At 57.7% G+C, this 16,748-nt stretch carries 14 protein-coding genes and 1 other RNA gene; 9 read left to right on the top strand and 6 right to left on the bottom strand.

Features of this window, described 5'->3' with window-relative positions; genetic code table 11:
- Positions 1–48: 48 nt before the first annotated feature.
- On the top strand, positions 49–258 hold the full coding sequence (locus tag DHN55_RS01895; protein WP_108879714.1) for a cold shock domain-containing protein: 210 nt from the start codon (positions 49–51) through the stop codon (positions 256–258).
- 120 nt (positions 259–378) lie between these two features.
- Positions 379–1,539: a DNA recombination protein RmuC gene (locus tag DHN55_RS01900; protein ID WP_108879715.1), complete on the top strand. Its 1,161-nt coding sequence runs from the start codon at positions 379–381 to the stop codon at positions 1,537–1,539.
- 36 nt (positions 1,540–1,575) lie between these two features.
- Here DHN55_RS01900 and DHN55_RS01905 read toward each other — a convergent pair whose 3' ends face one another.
- From DHN55_RS01905 to ffs, 5 genes are all read right to left on the bottom strand, one after another.
- Positions 1,576–2,898 carry a TadE/TadG family type IV pilus assembly protein gene (locus DHN55_RS01905; protein WP_337659807.1) on the bottom strand — a complete coding sequence of 441 codons (1,323 nt, stop codon included), beginning with the start codon at positions 2,896–2,898 and terminating at the stop codon, positions 1,576–1,578.
- 208 nt (positions 2,899–3,106) lie between these two features.
- Complete coding sequence (gene recR / locus DHN55_RS01910; RefSeq protein ID WP_108879717.1) at positions 3,107–3,712, bottom strand: recombination mediator RecR; 606 nt, start codon at positions 3,710–3,712, stop codon at positions 3,107–3,109.
- A 73-nt stretch (positions 3,713–3,785) separates the two neighbouring features.
- Entirely contained in the window at positions 3,786–4,112 is a 327-nt protein-coding gene (locus DHN55_RS01915; RefSeq protein ID WP_108879718.1) for a YbaB/EbfC family nucleoid-associated protein, read from the bottom strand.
- 57 nt (positions 4,113–4,169) lie between these two features.
- Positions 4,170–5,999, bottom strand: coding sequence for a DNA polymerase III subunit gamma/tau (locus DHN55_RS01920; protein WP_108879719.1), 1,830 nt, complete (start codon positions 5,997–5,999; stop codon positions 4,170–4,172).
- Between the two features lie 34 nt (positions 6,000–6,033).
- Positions 6,034–6,134: signal recognition particle sRNA small type (ffs, locus tag DHN55_RS01925), an RNA gene on the bottom strand.
- Between the two features lie 193 nt (positions 6,135–6,327).
- Here ffs and nudC point away from each other — a divergent pair.
- Positions 6,328–7,218 (top strand): NAD(+) diphosphatase, encoded by an 891-nt coding sequence (gene nudC, locus DHN55_RS01930; RefSeq protein ID WP_337659808.1) that lies wholly within the window; start codon positions 6,328–6,330, stop codon positions 7,216–7,218.
- A 34-nt stretch (positions 7,219–7,252) separates the two neighbouring features.
- Here nudC and DHN55_RS01935 read toward each other — a convergent pair whose 3' ends face one another.
- Positions 7,253–8,131 (bottom strand): prephenate dehydratase, encoded by an 879-nt coding sequence (locus DHN55_RS01935; protein ID WP_108879721.1) that lies wholly within the window; start codon positions 8,129–8,131, stop codon positions 7,253–7,255.
- A 204-nt stretch (positions 8,132–8,335) separates the two neighbouring features.
- Here DHN55_RS01935 and DHN55_RS01940 point away from each other — a divergent pair, with 204 nt between their 5' ends.
- The 6 genes from DHN55_RS01940 (at position 8,336) to DHN55_RS01965 (ending at position 16,747) form a co-directional block, all read left to right on the top strand.
- Positions 8,336–8,962: a c-type cytochrome gene (locus tag DHN55_RS01940; protein WP_337659809.1), complete on the top strand. Its 627-nt coding sequence runs from the start codon at positions 8,336–8,338 to the stop codon at positions 8,960–8,962.
- A 159-nt stretch (positions 8,963–9,121) separates the two neighbouring features.
- A complete protein-coding gene (locus tag DHN55_RS01945; RefSeq protein WP_108879722.1) occupies positions 9,122–10,978 on the top strand; it encodes an ABC transporter substrate-binding protein in 1,857 nt (618 codons plus the stop codon).
- Complete coding sequence (locus tag DHN55_RS01950; RefSeq protein WP_108879723.1) at positions 10,978–12,792, top strand: ABC transporter substrate-binding protein; 1,815 nt, start codon at positions 10,978–10,980, stop codon at positions 12,790–12,792. The genes DHN55_RS01945 and DHN55_RS01950 overlap by 1 nt, the downstream gene beginning before the upstream one ends.
- Positions 12,793–12,849: 57 nt before the next feature.
- Positions 12,850–13,965, top strand: coding sequence for a microcin C ABC transporter permease YejB (locus tag DHN55_RS01955; protein WP_108879724.1), 1,116 nt, complete (start codon positions 12,850–12,852; stop codon positions 13,963–13,965).
- A 2-nt stretch (positions 13,966–13,967) separates the two neighbouring features.
- The gene (locus tag DHN55_RS01960) at positions 13,968–15,113 is read left to right on the top strand and encodes an ABC transporter permease subunit (protein ID WP_108879725.1); all 1,146 of its coding nucleotides are present in this window, start codon (positions 13,968–13,970) and stop codon (positions 15,111–15,113) included.
- Positions 15,110–16,747 carry a dipeptide ABC transporter ATP-binding protein gene (locus DHN55_RS01965; RefSeq protein WP_108879726.1) on the top strand — a complete coding sequence of 546 codons (1,638 nt, stop codon included), beginning with the start codon at positions 15,110–15,112 and terminating at the stop codon, positions 16,745–16,747. Before DHN55_RS01960 ends, DHN55_RS01965 begins: the two co-directional genes overlap by 4 nt.
- The last annotated feature ends 1 nt before the right edge of the window (position 16,748 follow it).

Below are 16,748 nucleotides of genomic sequence, written 5' to 3' on the forward strand. Positions count from 1 at the left end.
CAAGGCAGCGCGGGGGCCAAATGAGCATTGAACAAGGAAATACAATCAATGACTATCGGTACCGTAAAATTCTTCAACACCACTAAAGGGTATGGCTTTATCGAGCCTGAAGATGGTTCCAAGGACGCTTTTGTCCACATTTCTGCTGTAGAGCGCGCCGGCATGTCCACGCTGAACGAAGGCCAGAAGGTCGAGTTTGAACTGGTTACCGACCGCAAGTCCGGCAAGATGTCCGCTGACAACCTCAAAGCTGTTTGAGTCAAACACTCAGGGTAAGTTTGAGCCGGTTTGCCGGGGTTCCCGGCAAGCCGGTTTTTTTCGCCATGAATGTTCATGTTTTGATCTTTTTAATTTGCAGAATCGCGGTATGCTGGTGGAATGGATTTTTCCGAGACAGCAATTCTGATCGGCGAGACTGCCGTGACATGGGGTCATTTGACCGTGTTTGCCGCAACCGTGGCGCTGGCGTTGCTGGTCGCAACGGTCGTTCTGGCCTGGCGCGCAGCCAGCGGTGGCGGACAGCAGTCGATAGATGCCATGCGCCGGGCTGCCGAACTTGAAACCAAGCTGGCTGAAATGTCCGGACAACTGCGCGGCCTGGCTGAACATTCCGCTTCGACACAGGCGCATCTGACGCAAACGCTGGACACCCGTCTTGACCAGGTATCGCAACGCCTTGGCGCGGGTTTGAACGAAAGCAGCCAGCGCACAACCCAGTCGCTGCAAAAACTCAATGAACGCCTGGCGGTCATAGATACTGCCCAGACCAACCTGACCAACCTCTCATCGGAGATGCTGAGCCTTCGCGACATTCTGGCCAACAAACAATCACGGGGCGCTTACGGACAGGCCCGGATGGAAGCTATTATCCGCGACGGCCTGCACTCAACCGCCTATTCGTTCCAGACCACACTGTCGAACGGAACACGCCCCGATTGCCTTGTCCGCCTGCCGGAGAATGATATCTCCGTCGTGATCGATGCCAAATTTCCGCTGGAAGGCTTTAACGCCTTGAAGCAGGCAGGTCCGGATGAGGATCCAAAGCCCCTTCAACAGCGCTTCAGGGCCGATGTGCTGAAACACATCAAGGACATTTCGGAGAAATACCTGCTCAAGGGGGAAACCCACGAGACAGCCATCATGTTCGTGCCGTCGGAGTCGATCTATGCGGACCTGCATGAGAACTTTGAAGACATTATCCAGCGTGCCCATCGCAAGCATGTCATCATTGCCTCACCCAATGTCCTGATGTTGCTGGTGCAGACAATGCAGGCGGTATTCAAGGATGCGCGAATGCGCGAACAGGCCGTGGTCATTCAGACCGAAGTGGTTCGGTTGATGGACGATGTCGGGCGCATGCATGACAGGGTACTGGACCTGCAGCGTCATTTTGGCCAGGCTGGAAAAGACATCGAGAAGATCGTCATTTCATCCGACAAGATCTCGCGGCGCGGCGCGAAGATAGAACAGGTTGAATTTGCAGAGCCCGCACAACGTGATGGCGATGCATCGCCACCACGTCTTGTCGCCGGTGAATAAGGAAGACCATTCAACCCGATCCGCTTACCCGCAAGCTTATTTGGAGAGGAAAATAGCCTTTGCAATCTGCTGTTGAATTTCCTCGAATGCGCGGGTCAGATCGTTGGAGCTTTCAGCCTTGAAGAAGTGCTTGTCCGGATCGGTGGAACAATTCCGCAACCGGGTTTCGGTAGCATTGTCCTTGAGGGCAAACGCGATGGTAATAACCGTGATCTGATCTGCGGACTTGATGTTGGAGCACAGCTTGGTGAGGTTGTCTTCACCGTCGAAACGGTCCCTGGAGTTGCCGGGCCCGAATGCCGGGGTCGTCTGCTTGCCGTCGGTCAGGACCACAATGAACTTCTTGTTTTCTTCATCGGTGTGGCTGCGGGCGGCAAACGGTGCGCCCGGTTCCAGCAAATGCCAGCCGAATTCAACACCAAGTGAAATATTGGTGTAGCCGTATGGCTCCATGGCCTGAAGCTGGCCAACGATGTCAGAATGGTTCGACGACAGTTCACGGACCTGCAGCTGATTTGCCTGATAGCCGTTTCCGTTATGCTTGTATCCGTCGCAATGGTAATTGGCCTGGCCCTTGTAACTGCCGAACTTGGCCGGCGTTGCCTGGCCCCACTTTGATTTGTCGGAACCTCCCGGCGTGGCGGAAGTGGTGTTGTACGGATACTGGCGGTCATAGGTGCAACCGGTCCAGTTGCCACCACCGGCACCAACAACATGGCTGGCGGGCAGTGTCGTGTAAACATTGTGCGAAAACGGAACCAGGCCGAACTCGACTTCGGCATTATTGCCGTTGTCGGTCAGGCCATTGACCATATCGATCGCTGCCTTGCGCATGGTGACGTATTTCTGCTGGCCTGCGGAGTAGGATTCCATCGAAGATGAATAATCCAGCACAAGTGCGATTTCGGCCCGCGACGGCAGATTGATCCTGACGCTCGAGCTTGCGCCTACATTGAATTCGTTAAAGCCGCCGACCCGCAGCAGGGTAGAAGGCAGGCCGCCATTGTACGTGACAGTGAGGTTGTCATTATCAAAGCTGACCTCCGGCGCGCCTTTCAACTTGTCGGCAAATCCGCCCTGCAGATTGGCTTCAAAAGTATCGATAGCAATCTTGCTGCGGACGGTATCGGAGGTGCCTGGCTTTGCGGCGGCCCCGGCCAGGGCGCCGGCGTCGAGCGAAGCCTGGACAGCGGCTCGTGCAGCGTCCACCCGGTAAAAATCAATCGCAGCACCGGCTGCGAGAATCATCGGAACCGCTACAAGCCCGGCAATCAGTGCCACTGCACCTTGTGTGTCGCGGGAAAACCCGTCTGCCTGTTGCCTGATAGCGGTTTTGATCCTGTTAGAACCGTATGTCATGCCGTAACTCCCTGTATTGTTCACGCCGCCGGAGTCCAAGACCGGTACATGTGAGAAACTAATTGGAAACAACACAGCAAGCTTCGGGCCAAACATGCCGGACGCAGTGTGTGACCCTCCAAAACAGGGGAGCAGGATTTAAACAGATAGTTAACTCTGTCGGTATTTTCCGCGAGTTTTCCGGGAAAAAACCGTTAATGCACGCTGTTTACAGCGATCGCCGCGCCTTTACGGCGGCTGCAAGCGTGCCCTCGTCAAGGTAATCCAGCTCACCGCCGACCGGCACGCCGTGTGCCAATCTGGTCACCTTTACGCCCGATCCTTCAAGCTGGTCCATGATGTAATGGGCGGTGGTCTGGCCATCCACGGTGGCATTGACGGCAATCATCACCTCTTTCACGCCACCGCCTGTCACCCGCCCCACCAGCTCGGCAATGCCAAGGTCTTCCGGCCTGATGCCGTCAATTGCAGACAGAGTACCGCCAAGCACGTGATAAACGCCTGAAATCGCAGAAGCGCGCTCAAGCGCCCACAGATCCGCGACCTCTTCGACCACACAAATCTGGGTAGCGTCACGCCGCGGGTCGGAACACAATGTGCACGGATTGACCACATCCACATTGCCGCAAACACCGCATTCGGAGACTTTCTCCAGTACGTCTGCAAGCGCGGCGCCGAGCGGTTGCATCAGTTTTTCCCGGTTCTTGACCAGATGCAGCGCGGCACGCCGAGCAGAGCGTGGCCCCAGGCCAGGCAAACGGGACAGCAACTGGATGAGGCGTTCAATTTCAACCCCGACAACATTACGCTTCATGAGAGTACCTGACCGCCGGACCCATCTGCGCTCCCAAAAACGCAGGCTGCTGCTTCGCGAAACGCCGCAAACATCACATGCCCGGTATATTGAAGCCGGGCGGCAGCGCCATGCCGCCGGTGACATCCTTCATCTGATCTGCCACCAGCTGATCAACCTTGGCCCTGGCTTCATTGTAGGCCGCCATAAGCAGATCCTCGAGAATTTCCTTCTCTTCAGGCTTCATCAGGCTGTCGTCCACCTCAATCGACTGCATCAGGTTCTTGCCGTTCAACGTTACCTTGACCAGACCTGCTCCGGCCTGGCCCGTCACGGTCATTTCGTCCAGGCGAGCCTGCATATCGGCCATCTTGGTCTGCATTTCCTGAACCTGCTTCATCATATTGCCGATATTTTTCATTGAGCCCTTACCTTGTTCATTCCGGAATTCATTGCAGATTACACATTTCGTGGAGTTTCAGTCAGCCAGATCATCAGTGGCTTCTTCATCAAACCCGTGCTGTTCGTCAATCGGCGCCGCGGTTTCCGCCCTCAAGTCACGCACTTCCATGATTTCAGCCCGTGGAAACCCCTTCAATACGGCCTGTACGTCATCGCTTTCACGTGCCCGGCGAAACAGATCGTCACGGCGCTCGCGCTTTTGATCCGCAATGGTCTGGCCGGGTGTCTGTGATGTAGACACCGAGACAATCCAGCGATTTCCCGTCCAGGCCTCAAGGCGGCGGGAAAGCTCGTTTGCTATGCCGGCGGGCGCATCAGGCAACAGTGACAATTCAATGCGCCCTGTGCCGACCGATACAGGCAGCACGTGGCGCTCCAGCTCGCGCACCAGTTTCACATCGCGCTTGCTGGATACATAGGCGACCAGTTCATCAAATGACGCAAATCCGGTTGGCTGTGGCGGTTTTTCAGCCGCATTGCCGTCATCATCGTGTTCGGCCGGCTTGAGTTGCGCCGCGGTCATCACCGGCGCATGGGTAACCGGCGGCGAACCGGGAACCTGAGCCGGCGTTGGCGATGACGTTGCAACCGAAGACCCTGTCTCCGTGCCTGCAGCGGACGAAGACGCGGCGGCCTGCGCGGACGACGCGGCACTGCCGCTATCTGCTCCCTTTACAATGCGGGCCAGTTCTTCGGGCGCCGGCATGTCGGCAACGTGCGCCATCCGGATCAGCAGCATCTCCGCCGCCATCAGGGCATTGTTGGCACGCGAGACCTCCTCCATGCCTTTCAACAGCATCTGCCAGCTGCGAGCCAGCACCGGCATGGCAAGCTTGCCGGCAAACTCCTTGCCCCTGGTTCGCTCGGCCTGTGACACCGCAGCGTCATCTGCAGATTTTGGCGACACTTTCAGCTTGGTGACCCAGTGCACGAAACCGGCAAGATCAGCCATGATCACTTCCGGATCCGCGCCCAGATTGTGCTGCGCCTCGAGTTCATCCATGGCCGCTGCCGCATCGCCGCGCATGACGGCGTCAAACAGGTCGATGATGCGAGCCCGGTCAGACAGGCCCAGCATCGACTGTACATCGTCGGCACGAACCTGGTCGGTTCCGTAGGCAATGGCCTGATCGAGCAGGGACAGGCCATCACGAACCGAGCCTTCCGCGGCGCGCGCTATCATGCCCAACGCCTCGGTCTCGGCCTTGACACCCTCCAGATCGGAAATCCGCTGGAAATGGTCGACCAGCAGCCCGGCCTCGAGGCGGCGCAGATCGAAGCGCTGGCACCGCGACAGAACCGTCACCGGCACCTTGCGGATTTCAGTCGTGGCAAAAATGAACTTCACATGCGGCGGCGGCTCTTCAAGTGTCTTCAGCAAGGCGTTGAAGGCGGCTGTGGACAGCATGTGCACTTCGTCGATGATGTAGACCTTGTAGCGCGCTGATGCCGGCTTGTATTTCACCGCATCATTGATTTCGCGGACATTGTCGACGCCTGTGTGAGACGCCGCATCCATCTCGATCACATCCACATGACGCGATTCAAGAATGGCGTCGCAGTGCTCGCCCTTTACCGACAGGTCGACGGACGGACCGGTGTCCTCGCCGGCCTTTTGAAAATTCAGCGCGCGGGCAATGAGGCGGGCGGTGGTGGTCTTGCCGATGCCGCGAACACCGGTGAGCATGTAGGCCTGTGCAATACGGCCGGAGGCAAATGCATTGGTGAGCGTGCGCACCATCGCATCCTGACCGATCAGGTCCTCAAAGGTCTGCGGGCGATACTTGCGCGCCAGCACCCGATAGGGCGTGTTGGGATTTGTGGTGTTTTCTGCTGTTTCAGACATAACCCGCCGGTTTGCCGGCCTTGAGCCGCTTTTGAAGTGGGAGGCTGGACGGGCAACCCGAACCAAACTCACTAGGGCTGCTTCCTTCCGGACCTGACCCGGTTGGCGAGCGATGCGTCTGCTGCCAACCTCCCACCTTCTATATCGGACGGATTGAGGCGCGATGCAAGAGGACAAGTCGCGTGCTGGCAAAGGAAGTATTGCGGCAAGGGTCTTGCCTGTGATGCAGGTGCATGGCACACCCGGAGCAGTTGCAGGTAATTTCATCCCATCAATTCATACGACACTCATCGAAGGCATGCTTATGGTCAGGACCCAACCGGCATTCATGGATGGTAAACTCGACCGTTTGTCCGGCCACCGCAGCGAACCGGGATGGTATTCGGAAAAACTCAATGCGCCGGACACCAGGATCGCCGTGTTCACCGCTGACAAGCTGATGGTTCATGCCGGGCCCGCAGGCAGCGGTGGCATGCAATGGCACTCGAGCGAACAGCTGCCCGTGCTGGTGCAAGGCACCGAACCGGTATTTTTGGGCATCGACACCGAGGGCGTCAACCATTTCGCGGCTCAAGCAGCCGACAACGAACTTGAACCGGCAGACGGCATGATCGCGCTCGACCTGAGATCCATTGCGCTGCAGGGACTGGTCAGCGATGACAATCTCGGACTGGCAGCACAGGCGCGCGCCTTGCTGCAATGGCATGTGCGTCACCGGTTCTGTTCAAATTGCGGCGCGTCGACCCGCCCGGACGATGCCGGATACAAGCGGGTGTGTGACACCTGTTCAGGAGAGCATTTTCCGCGTACCGACCCGGTTGCGATTATCGCCATAACCCGGGGACAATCCATGCTGCTTGGCCGTTCGGCGCGGTTTGCCAGCGGCATGTATTCAACACTGGCCGGTTTTGTGGAACCCGGCGAGACGGCAGAGGATGCGGCGCGGCGCGAGGTGTTCGAGGAATCCGGCATCCGGGTCGGCGAGGTACGCTACGTCATGAGCCAGCCATGGCCGTTTCCGGCAAACCTGATGCTGGGCATGGCCGGCGAGGCGACCAGCGAGGAGATCACCATCGATCCCGACGAACTTGATGATGCGCGCTGGTTCAGCTTCGACGAGATCAACGCCATGGGCAATGGCAGTCACCCCGACGGTCTGCAACTGCCGCCGGATATTTCCATTGCCCATCACCTGATCAGGCAGATCATGGACGGTTAGCGCCTTTTCCACCCGAACAGACCTTAGAGCCTGGTTACGCGGTGGTGTCCATTGCCTCGCGACGTTTGGCCAGTTCCAGACGGTGCGGCGAGCTCTTGTACACGCCCAGCACACGCAGCGACTTGGTGAAGAAATCCAGCTCTTCAAGGGCCAGGCGAACTGGCCTGTTCTGCGGATGCCCCTCGATGTCGGCGTAGAACTGGGCCACATTGAACGACCCGTCCACGTAGGATTCCAGCTTGATCATGTTGACACCGTTGGTGGCAAACCCGCCCATGGCCTTGTACAGGGCAGCCGGCACGTTGCGTACCGTGAAAATGAACGACGTGATCACCGGCGCATCTTCAGGTGCGGCATCATCGGGTTCCGCCGACAGAATGACAAACCGGGTCGTGTTGTGTTCCTCGTCCTCTATATCGGCATGCATGACTTCAAGACCATAGATCTCCGCCGCTTTCTTTGAGGCAATCACGGCGGTTGAACGATCTCCCGACTGGGCAAGCGCGGCGGCGGCTCCGGCAGTGTCCACGGCGGCTGCGGCCTCCAGCCCCATTTCTGCCGTCAACCGGCGGCACTGACCCAGTGCATGGGTGTGTGAGGTAACCCGTTTCAGGTCTTCAGGCCTGGTGCCGGGCAGCACCAGCAACTGATGCCTGACCCGCAGGAAATGCTCGCCGGTGATGAACAGGTCGGATGCCGGCATGAGATGGTGAATATCGGCCACCCGGCCTGCAACCGTGTTGTCGATCGGTATCATGGCCAGTTCCGCCTCACCGGTCGCCACTGCGGCAAATGCGTCTTCGAACGTCCGGCAGGCAAACGGTTCATGGTCCGGTCGCGCGTCAATGCACGCCTGGTGAGAGTTGGCTCCCGGTTCGCCCTGATAGGCAATCTTTCGGCTGTTGGCCGCCATGTCAAAAAACCTTCTTCGTCAATCTGTTCTGATGTGTTGCCGGACAACAGCGCGGCATATGGACACTTTGCGCCTTATAAGTATTGCGCGCGCGTATAGAAACAACTAGTTTCCGCGCGGAATTGGAAGGGGTAAAGTGACAGGGTGGCTGCATCCGTTGTCACACAAGATGGTTTGAGGGCTAGCATGTTCGGAATGGACACAATGACTATCAACAAGATCGCCGGCGCCGGACTGGGTGCTGTGCTTCTTGTGATGGGACTGAATATCGTGGCAAACGGCGTTTATCATGCCGATACGCCGGAAAAAACGGCAATAGCCATCGAGATTCCTGAAGCTGAAGGGACCGGAAAGGCTGCTGAAGCCGAAGCTCCCAAGGTATCGCTCGCCAGCCTGCTGGCATCTGCCGATGCTGCAAAGGGCGAAAACGCATTCAAGGCATGCAAGGCCTGCCATACGGTTGAAGACGGCGGCAAGAACAAGGTCGGCCCTAACCTTTACGACATTGTCGATCATGCAATCGGCACTCGTGACGGGTTCAGCTATTCTGACGCTCTGAAGGAAAAGGCGTCGGAAAAATGGACATTTGACAACCTGAATGCCTTCCTCACCAAGCCAAAGGCATGGGCGCCCGGCACCAAAATGAGCTATGGCGGCATGAAGGGCGACGCCAAGCGGGCCAATCTGCTGGCCTATATGCGCACACTGTCTGCAAACCCTGCCGAGTTACCCGTGGACGCGGCAGCTTCAGCAGAACAGCCGAAAGCAGAAGAAGCTGCAACGGAACAAGCGACGGAGACGGCCCCTGCGGCAGAACAGCCGAAGGAGTAAACTGACCCTTTTGAGGGCTGTTGCGTTCACGAGATGATTACGAAGATTTCACACCGGTAGCGTGCTGCCGGTGTTTTATTTTGTGCGCGAAGCCCATAGACTTCACATATATGACGTAACGCTATTGTTTATGCATGTTGCCGTTCACAGGAGCCGACCTTGATAGATCGCAGAACCCTACTCCAACTTACCGCCGCTGCAGGCGCTGCAGGCCTTCCGTTTTCAGTGCAAACGACCGCCAGCGCGCAAGCAGACGAATGGCGCCACGGCCTTTCGCTGTTCGGTGACCTGAAATACCCCGCCGGTTTTGAGAAGTTCGACTATGTGAATGTAGACGCGCCCAAGGGCGGGCGGGCCAGACGGTTCTCTGTCGGCACATTTGACAGTCTCAACCCCTATACCTTCAAGGGCAATGCGACCAGTGTGATCGGGTTGACGATAGACAACCTGATGGCATCATCACTTGACGAAGCCGGTTCGGAATACGGGCTGATCGCTGAAGCTGCAAAAATGCCGGATGATTTTTCTTCCGTGACATTCAAGCTGCGCGCGGAAGCGAAATTCCACGATGGATCACCGGTTACACCGGAAGATGTGATCTGGTCGATGACCGAGCTGAAAAAGGCGCACCCGGCGTACAATTTCTATTACAAGAACGTGGTGTCCGGTGAAAAAACCGGGGACCGGGAAGTGATGTTCAAGTTTTCCGAAAGCGGAAATCGCGAACTGCCGCAGATCGTTGGCCAACTGCCGGTGCTGTCGAAAGCCTGGTGGACCGGCAAGAACGACAAGGGCGAAGCCCGCAATCTCGCGGAGACCACCCTGGAGGCACCGTTGGGCAATGGCGCCTACAAGGTAGCCAGCGTGAAACCCGGACGATCCATTACACTGAAACGGGCAGATGATTACTGGGGCAAGGATCTGCCGGTCAATCGCGGACAGAACAATTTCGACGAGATTTTCACCATCTACTATCGCGACAGCACGGTGGCGCTGGAGGCGTTCAAGGGCGACGAGTATGACTTTCGGGTGGAGAACTCCTCGAAGGACTGGGCAACGGCCTATGATTTTCCGGCCGTGAAAAGAGGCGATGTGATCAAGGAAGAGATCACACTGCAGAATTCGCAGGGCATGCAGAGCTTCGCCATCAATACCCGGCGCGAAAAGTTTGCCGATGCACGGGTGCGCAAGGCACTTAACCTGGCGTTCGACTTTGAATGGGCCAATGAGAACCTGTTTTTTGGCCAGTATGTGCGCACCAACAGCTTCTTTTCGAATTCCGAACTGGCGGCAACGGGCAAGCCCGGAGATGCCGAACTGGCGATACTTGAGCCGCTGAAGGACAAGCTGCCTCCTGAAGTGTTCACCACCGAGTACACCAATCCGGTCTATGGCTCACAGAAAAACAAGCGCAAGAACCTGCGTTCCGCTGCCAAGCTGCTGCAGGAAGCAGGCTGGAAAGTCGATGCCAAACGGGTGCTGCGCAATGCCAAGGGCGAAGCCTTTTCGATAGAGTTCCTGCTGGTGTCTCCGCTGTTTGAACGCATCGTTTTGCCTTACGTGCAACAGCTGAAACTGCTGGGCATCCAGACCAGGGTGCGCACGGTCGACGACAGCCAGTACACAAGGCGCGTCCAGACCTTTGACTTCGACATAATCGTCGGCAGCTGGGGGCAATCGCTGTCACCCGGCAATGAACAGCGGGATTTCTGGGGTTCGGCGTCCGCCGAGCGCAATGGCAGCCGCAACATCGTCGGCATCAAGGACGAAGCCATTGACCAGTTGATCGACAAGGTGATTTTCGCCAAGGACAGGGAAGGACTCGTGGCAGCCACCAAGGCGCTGGACAGGGCCTTGTTATGGAACCATTTCGTCGTGCCCATGTGGCATATCCCGTATCAGCGTGTGGTCTACTGGAATCGTTTCGGCAAGCCGGATGTGCAACCGGATCATTCACTCGGCTTCCCCTCCATCTGGTGGTTCGACGAAGCAAAAGCAGCAAAGGTAAAAACCTGATGCGGGCGGTGTTCGCAGGCGCGCTGGGGGTGTTGCTGGCAACCGGTGGCGCACTGGCGGAGCCCCGCCACGGCATATCGGCCTTTGGCGAACTGGCCCTGTCTGAAGACTTTGACCGGCTTCCCTATGTCAACCCGGACGCGCCGAAGGGCGGGCGGATCACAACGCTGGGCACGGCAGGCCGCATCACATTCGACAGCCTGAACGGCTTTATCCTGAAAGGCGTTGCGGCGCAGGAACTGACATTGCTGTTCGATACACTCATGGTGCGCAATCAAAACGAACCGGATGCGGTATATTCGCTGGTTGCGAAAACGGCAGATGTCGCAGCAGACCGGATGAGCGTCACCTTCGTGCTGGACGAGGCTGCCGCCTTTTCCGACGGATCAAAACTGACCGCGGATGATGTATGTGCCACTTTCGGCCTGCTGAAAGACAAGGGCCACCCCAGTTACCAGATATCGCTGGGCGATGTGGAGAGCTGCACGGTCGATGGCGCCAACCAGGCAACCTACAAGTTCAAGGGCTCCAATGTTCGTGACCTGCCGGCAACTGTCGCCGTGCTGCCGGTTTTCTCCAAGGCGTTCTATGAGGCCAACGAGTTCGACAAGACCACACTGGCCCCGCCACTGGGGTCCGGGCCCTACAAGGTAAAGCAACTCAAGCAGGGCCAGTTCATCACCTATGAACGCAGGCAGGACTACTGGGCCAAGGACAAGCCGGTCAATCGCGGACGATATAATTTCGATGAGATAAAATTGCTGTATTTCCGTGACCGGACGGCAGAACTGGAAGCGATCAAGGCAGGCAATCTGGACCTGCGCGAGGAGTTCACTTCAAAAAGCTGGGCGACCGAGTACGACATTCCGGCGGTGAAAGAAGGCCGTCTGATCAAGGAAACCCTGCCGGATGCGCGGGCGTCGGGTGCACAAGGCTTCTTCCTGAACATGCGGCGCGACAAGTTCGCCGACATTCGGGTGCGCAAGGCGCTGGACATGGCGTTTGATTTTGAATGGACCAACAAGAACCTGTTCTTCGATGCCTACAAGCGCACCGGCTCATTCTTTGAAAATTCAGTTTTGCGCGCCTCCGACAAACCAACGACTGAGGAACTGGCTCTGCTGCAACCGCTGAAAGACTTGCTGCCGGCTGCCACGTTTGACGCCGTCTACGAGCCACCGGTCAGCAACGGATCCGGCCAGGATCGGAAAATGCTGCGCAAGGCCGCCGACCTGTTGGGCGAAGCCGGGTGGGAGGTCAGGAACGGTACCCGGGTCAACGCCGAAGGCAAACCGCTGACGGTGGAGTTCCTGATTTTCGCCCCAACATTCGAACGCATCATCGGGCCTTATGTACGCAACCTCAAATTGCTGGGCATTGATGCGTCGATCCGTCAGGTGGAAGCCGCCCAGTATCAGGAAAGATTGAAGAATTTTGATTTTGATGTCGCCGTGCAGCGGTTTTCAATGCCCGAAACACCTGGTGTCGAGTTGAAGGCGTTTTTTGGATCAGCCAACGCAGAAACACCGGGCAGCTTCAATCTTGCCGGGATCAAGAACAAGGCCGTGGATACGCTGATAGAAAAGATCATGCAGGCTGAGGACCGGAAATCGCTGACGGTTGCCGCAAAGACGCTGGACCGGGTGTTGCGGGCAGAACAGTTCTGGGTGCCGCAATGGTACAAGGGTGCACATACGCTGGCGTACTGGAACATATTCGGAAAACCGGAGACCAAACCGCGCTTCGCCAGGGCCGTATTCGACACATGGTGGATTGATGGCGCCAGGGCCGCTAGTGTGAAACGCGGTCCATAGAGCGAATCACAAAAGCCTGCCTTAAACAGAAAAACCGAAACCAGACCGGAAAAATGCATGGGCGCATATATCGCCAAACGACTGTTGCTGATGATCCCGACACTGTTCGGGATAATGCTGATCTCGTTTGCCATCATCCAGTTCGCACCCGGCGGCCCGGTTGAGCGGGTACTCGCGCAACTGGCAGGCACCGATGTCGGCGCAACCGCGCGCATCGGCGGCGGCACCGGTGGCGGCGAAGTCGGCGGCGGCCAGGCGCCGGGTGGCGCTGGTGGCAGCGAAGGCAGCTTCAAATATCGCGGCGCGCAGGGTCTTGATCCGGAATTCATCAAGAAACTGGAAGAGCAGTTCGGGTTTGACAAGCCGGCCCATGAACGCTTTTTCATCATGCTCAAGAACTACGCGACGTTCGATTTCGGGCAGAGCTACTTCCGCGATGTGCCGGTATTGCAGCTGATCAAGGAAAAACTGCCGGTTTCGATCTCGCTGGGACTGTGGCTGACCTTTGTGTCCTATGCGATTTCAATTCCGCTGGGCGTGGCAAAAGCGGTGCACGACGGTTCAAAATTCGATGTCTGGACGTCGGCCGTCATTATCGTGGGCTATGCCATACCATCGTTCCTGTTCGCCATCCTGCTTGTCGTGCTGTTTGCCGGCGGCTCGTTCTGGAACATCTTCCCGCTTCGAGGGCTGGTGTCGGACAATTTTGCCGATCTCAGCTGGTGGGAGAAGGTGCTGGACTATGCCTGGCACCTGGTGCTGCCGCTGACCGCACTGGCGGTATCCTCGTTTGCCACCATGACGCTGTTGACGAAAAACTCGTTCCTGGACGAAATCAAGAAGCAGTATGTCACCACGGCACGGGCCAAGGGGCTGACCGAGAAGCGCGTGCTGTACGGCCATGTTTTCCGCAATGCCATGCTGATCGTGATTGCCGGTTTTCCCGGCGCGTTTATCTCCGCCTTCTTCGCCGGTTCGCTGCTGATCGAACAGATTTTCTCCCTGGACGGGCTTGGGCTGCTCGGCTTTGAGGCCGCGGTTAACCGCGACTATCCGGTGGTGTTTGCCACCTTGTACATTTTCTCCCTGCTCGGGTTGTTCATGAACCTGGTGACGGACCTGATCTACACCTGGATCGACCCGCGCATCGACTTTGAATCACGGCAGGTGTGATCATGGACGCCACCACCACAGTCGATCAGGTCGAACTGAAGCCGCAAAAACCGTCGCGGCTGTCCGGCATCAATCAGCGTCGGCTGGCCCTGTTCAAGGCGAACAAGCGCGGGTTCTGGTCATTCTGGATATTCCTGTTTCTGTTTCTTGCATCGCTGTGTGCAGAGTTCATCGCCAACGACCGGCCGATTATTGCAAGTTACAAGGGCGAGATACTGATGCCCGTGTTTGCCGATTATCCGGAGTCCAAGTTCGGCGGGTTTCTTGCTCGAACCGATTTCCGCGACCCGTTCATCCAGGAAGAGGTCAACGGCAGCGGCTGGATGATCTGGCCGCCGATCCGCTACAGCTATCAAACGGTCAACAATGAACTGCCCAGCCCCGCCCCGTCACCACCGGCCATATCATTGGCGAAAGACAAAGCCTGTGCACGCTATGACAACGGCGTTGATGACATAAACTGCGTCTTCGGCAACATGAACTGGCTGGGCACCGATGATCAGGGCCGCGATGTTATCGCCAGGCTGATTTACGGCTTCCGCATATCGGTCCTGTTCGGGCTCATCCTCACCGTCTTGTCGTCGATCGTCGGAGTGGCGGCAGGTGCGGTCCAGGGCTATTTCGGCGGCTGGACGGACTTGCTGTTCCAGCGCTTTATCGAGATCTGGACATCCATCCCCACGCTGTACCTGCTGATCATCCTGGCGGCATTCCTGACACCCAATTTCTGGCTGCTGCTCGGCATCATGCTGCTGTTTTCCTGGACTGCCCTTGTCGGGGTGGTGCGGGCAGAATTCCTGCGCGGGCGAAATTTCGAATATGTCAGGGCCGCACGTGCGCTCGGTCTCACCGACCGCAAGATCATGTTCAAGCATCTGTTGCCGAACGCAATGGTGGCCACCGTTACATTCATGCCTTTCATCCTGTCGGGCTCCGTTACCACCCTGACCGCGCTTGATTTCCTCGGCTTTGGACTGCCGCCCGGATCCGCCTCGCTGGGCGAGCTCCTGGCCCAGGGCAAGGCCAACCTGCAGGCGCCCTGGCTGGGCCTGACCGGATTTGCAGTCGTGTCCATCATGCTGTCGCTGCTGGTGTTTATCGGTGAAGGTGTACGTGATGCGTTTGATCCGAGGAAGACGTTCTCATGAGCACCGACAACAACGTGCTGCTGAGCGTGAAAGACCTGGCAGTGGACTTCCGGCAGGGCGAAACCGTGACCCATGCCGTCAACGGCGTGTCGTTCGAGGTCAAACGCGGCGAGACACTGGCCCTGGTGGGTGAGTCCGGATCCGGCAAGTCCGTCACCGCGCTGTCCGTCCTCAAGCTGCTTCCCTACCCCGCAGCTCATCATCCGTCCGGTTCCGTCCTGTTCAAGGGCGAAGAGTTGCTGGACAGTGACGAGAGCGACCTGCGCCGGGTGCGCGGCAACGACATCACCATGATCTTCCAGGAGCCGATGACGTCGCTTAATCCGCTGCATACGATCGAGCGGCAGATCGGCGAAATTCTGGAAGTCCATCAGGGCATGGGGGAAACCCAGGCCCGCGAGCGCACGCTGGAACTTCTGGCAAAGGTCGGTATCCGCGATGCCGAGAGTCGGCTTGGCGCCTACCCGCACCAGTTGTCAGGCGGCCAGCGCCAGCGCGTGATGATTGCCATGGCACTGGCCAACAATCCTGAACTGCTGATTGCCGACGAGCCGACCACGGCGCTTGATGTGACTGTGCAGGCGCAGATCCTTGAATTGTTGCGTGACCTGCAGAAGGAGTTCGGCATGGCGATCGTGCTGATCACCCACGATCTCGGCATTGTGCGCAATGTGTCAGACCATGTGTGCGTCATGCAGCAGGGCAAAATCGTCGAAGCCGGGCCCACCGGGACACTGTTCGCCAAGCCGAAAAACGCCTACACAAAAATGCTTCTGGAAGCTGAACCAAAGGGCAAACCCCCGCAGGCGGATGCTTCTGCATCGGTTGTGGTCGAAACCACGGACCTGAAGGTCTGGTTCCCCATCAAGCGCGGGTTTTTCCGCCGCACCGTGGGTCACGTCAAGGCCTGCAACCATGTCTCCGTCACCGTGCGTGCAGGCCAGACGCTGGGTGTGGTCGGCGAGTCCGGATCAGGCAAGACAACACTGGGTCTGGCACTTCTCAGGCTGATCAGTTCGGAAGGCCAGATCGTCTACATGGGCGACCGGATCGATGACAAGACCGAGAAGGACATGCGCCCGCTGCGCAGAGACATGCAGGTGGTGTTTCAGGACCCCTACGGCTCCCTGTCACCACGCATGTCGATACGCCAGATCGTCGAGGAGGGACTGCTGATCCAGCAACCCGAACTAAGCTATGATCAACGCACCGAGCGGATTGCGAAAGTGCTGGAAGAGGTCGCCGTCCCCGCTGCCGCAATGGATCGCTATCCACATGAGTTTTCCGGCGGCCAGCGCCAGCGCATTGCCATTGCGCGCGCCATGGTGCTGGAACCGAAGTTTGTCATGCTGGACGAGCCGACCAGCGCGCTGGACATGTCGGTGCAGGCACAGATCGTCGACCTTTTGCGCAAGCTTCAGAAAGATCATGACCTTGCCTACCTGTTTATCAGCCACGACCTGAAGGTGGTGCGTGCGCTGGCCAATGACGTGGTTGTCATGCGCAACGGACTGGTGGTGGAACAAGGTCCGGCACAACAGATTTTCGACAAGCCTGAAACCGACTACACACGGGCTCTGCTTGCGGCCGCATTCGATCTGAAAACCGAACATGGCGTGGAGATTGCACAGTAGG

Origin of the sequence: Anderseniella sp. Alg231-50, from assembly GCF_900149695.1 — a bacterium.
GTDB lineage: Bacteria > Pseudomonadota > Alphaproteobacteria > Rhizobiales > Aestuariivirgaceae > Anderseniella.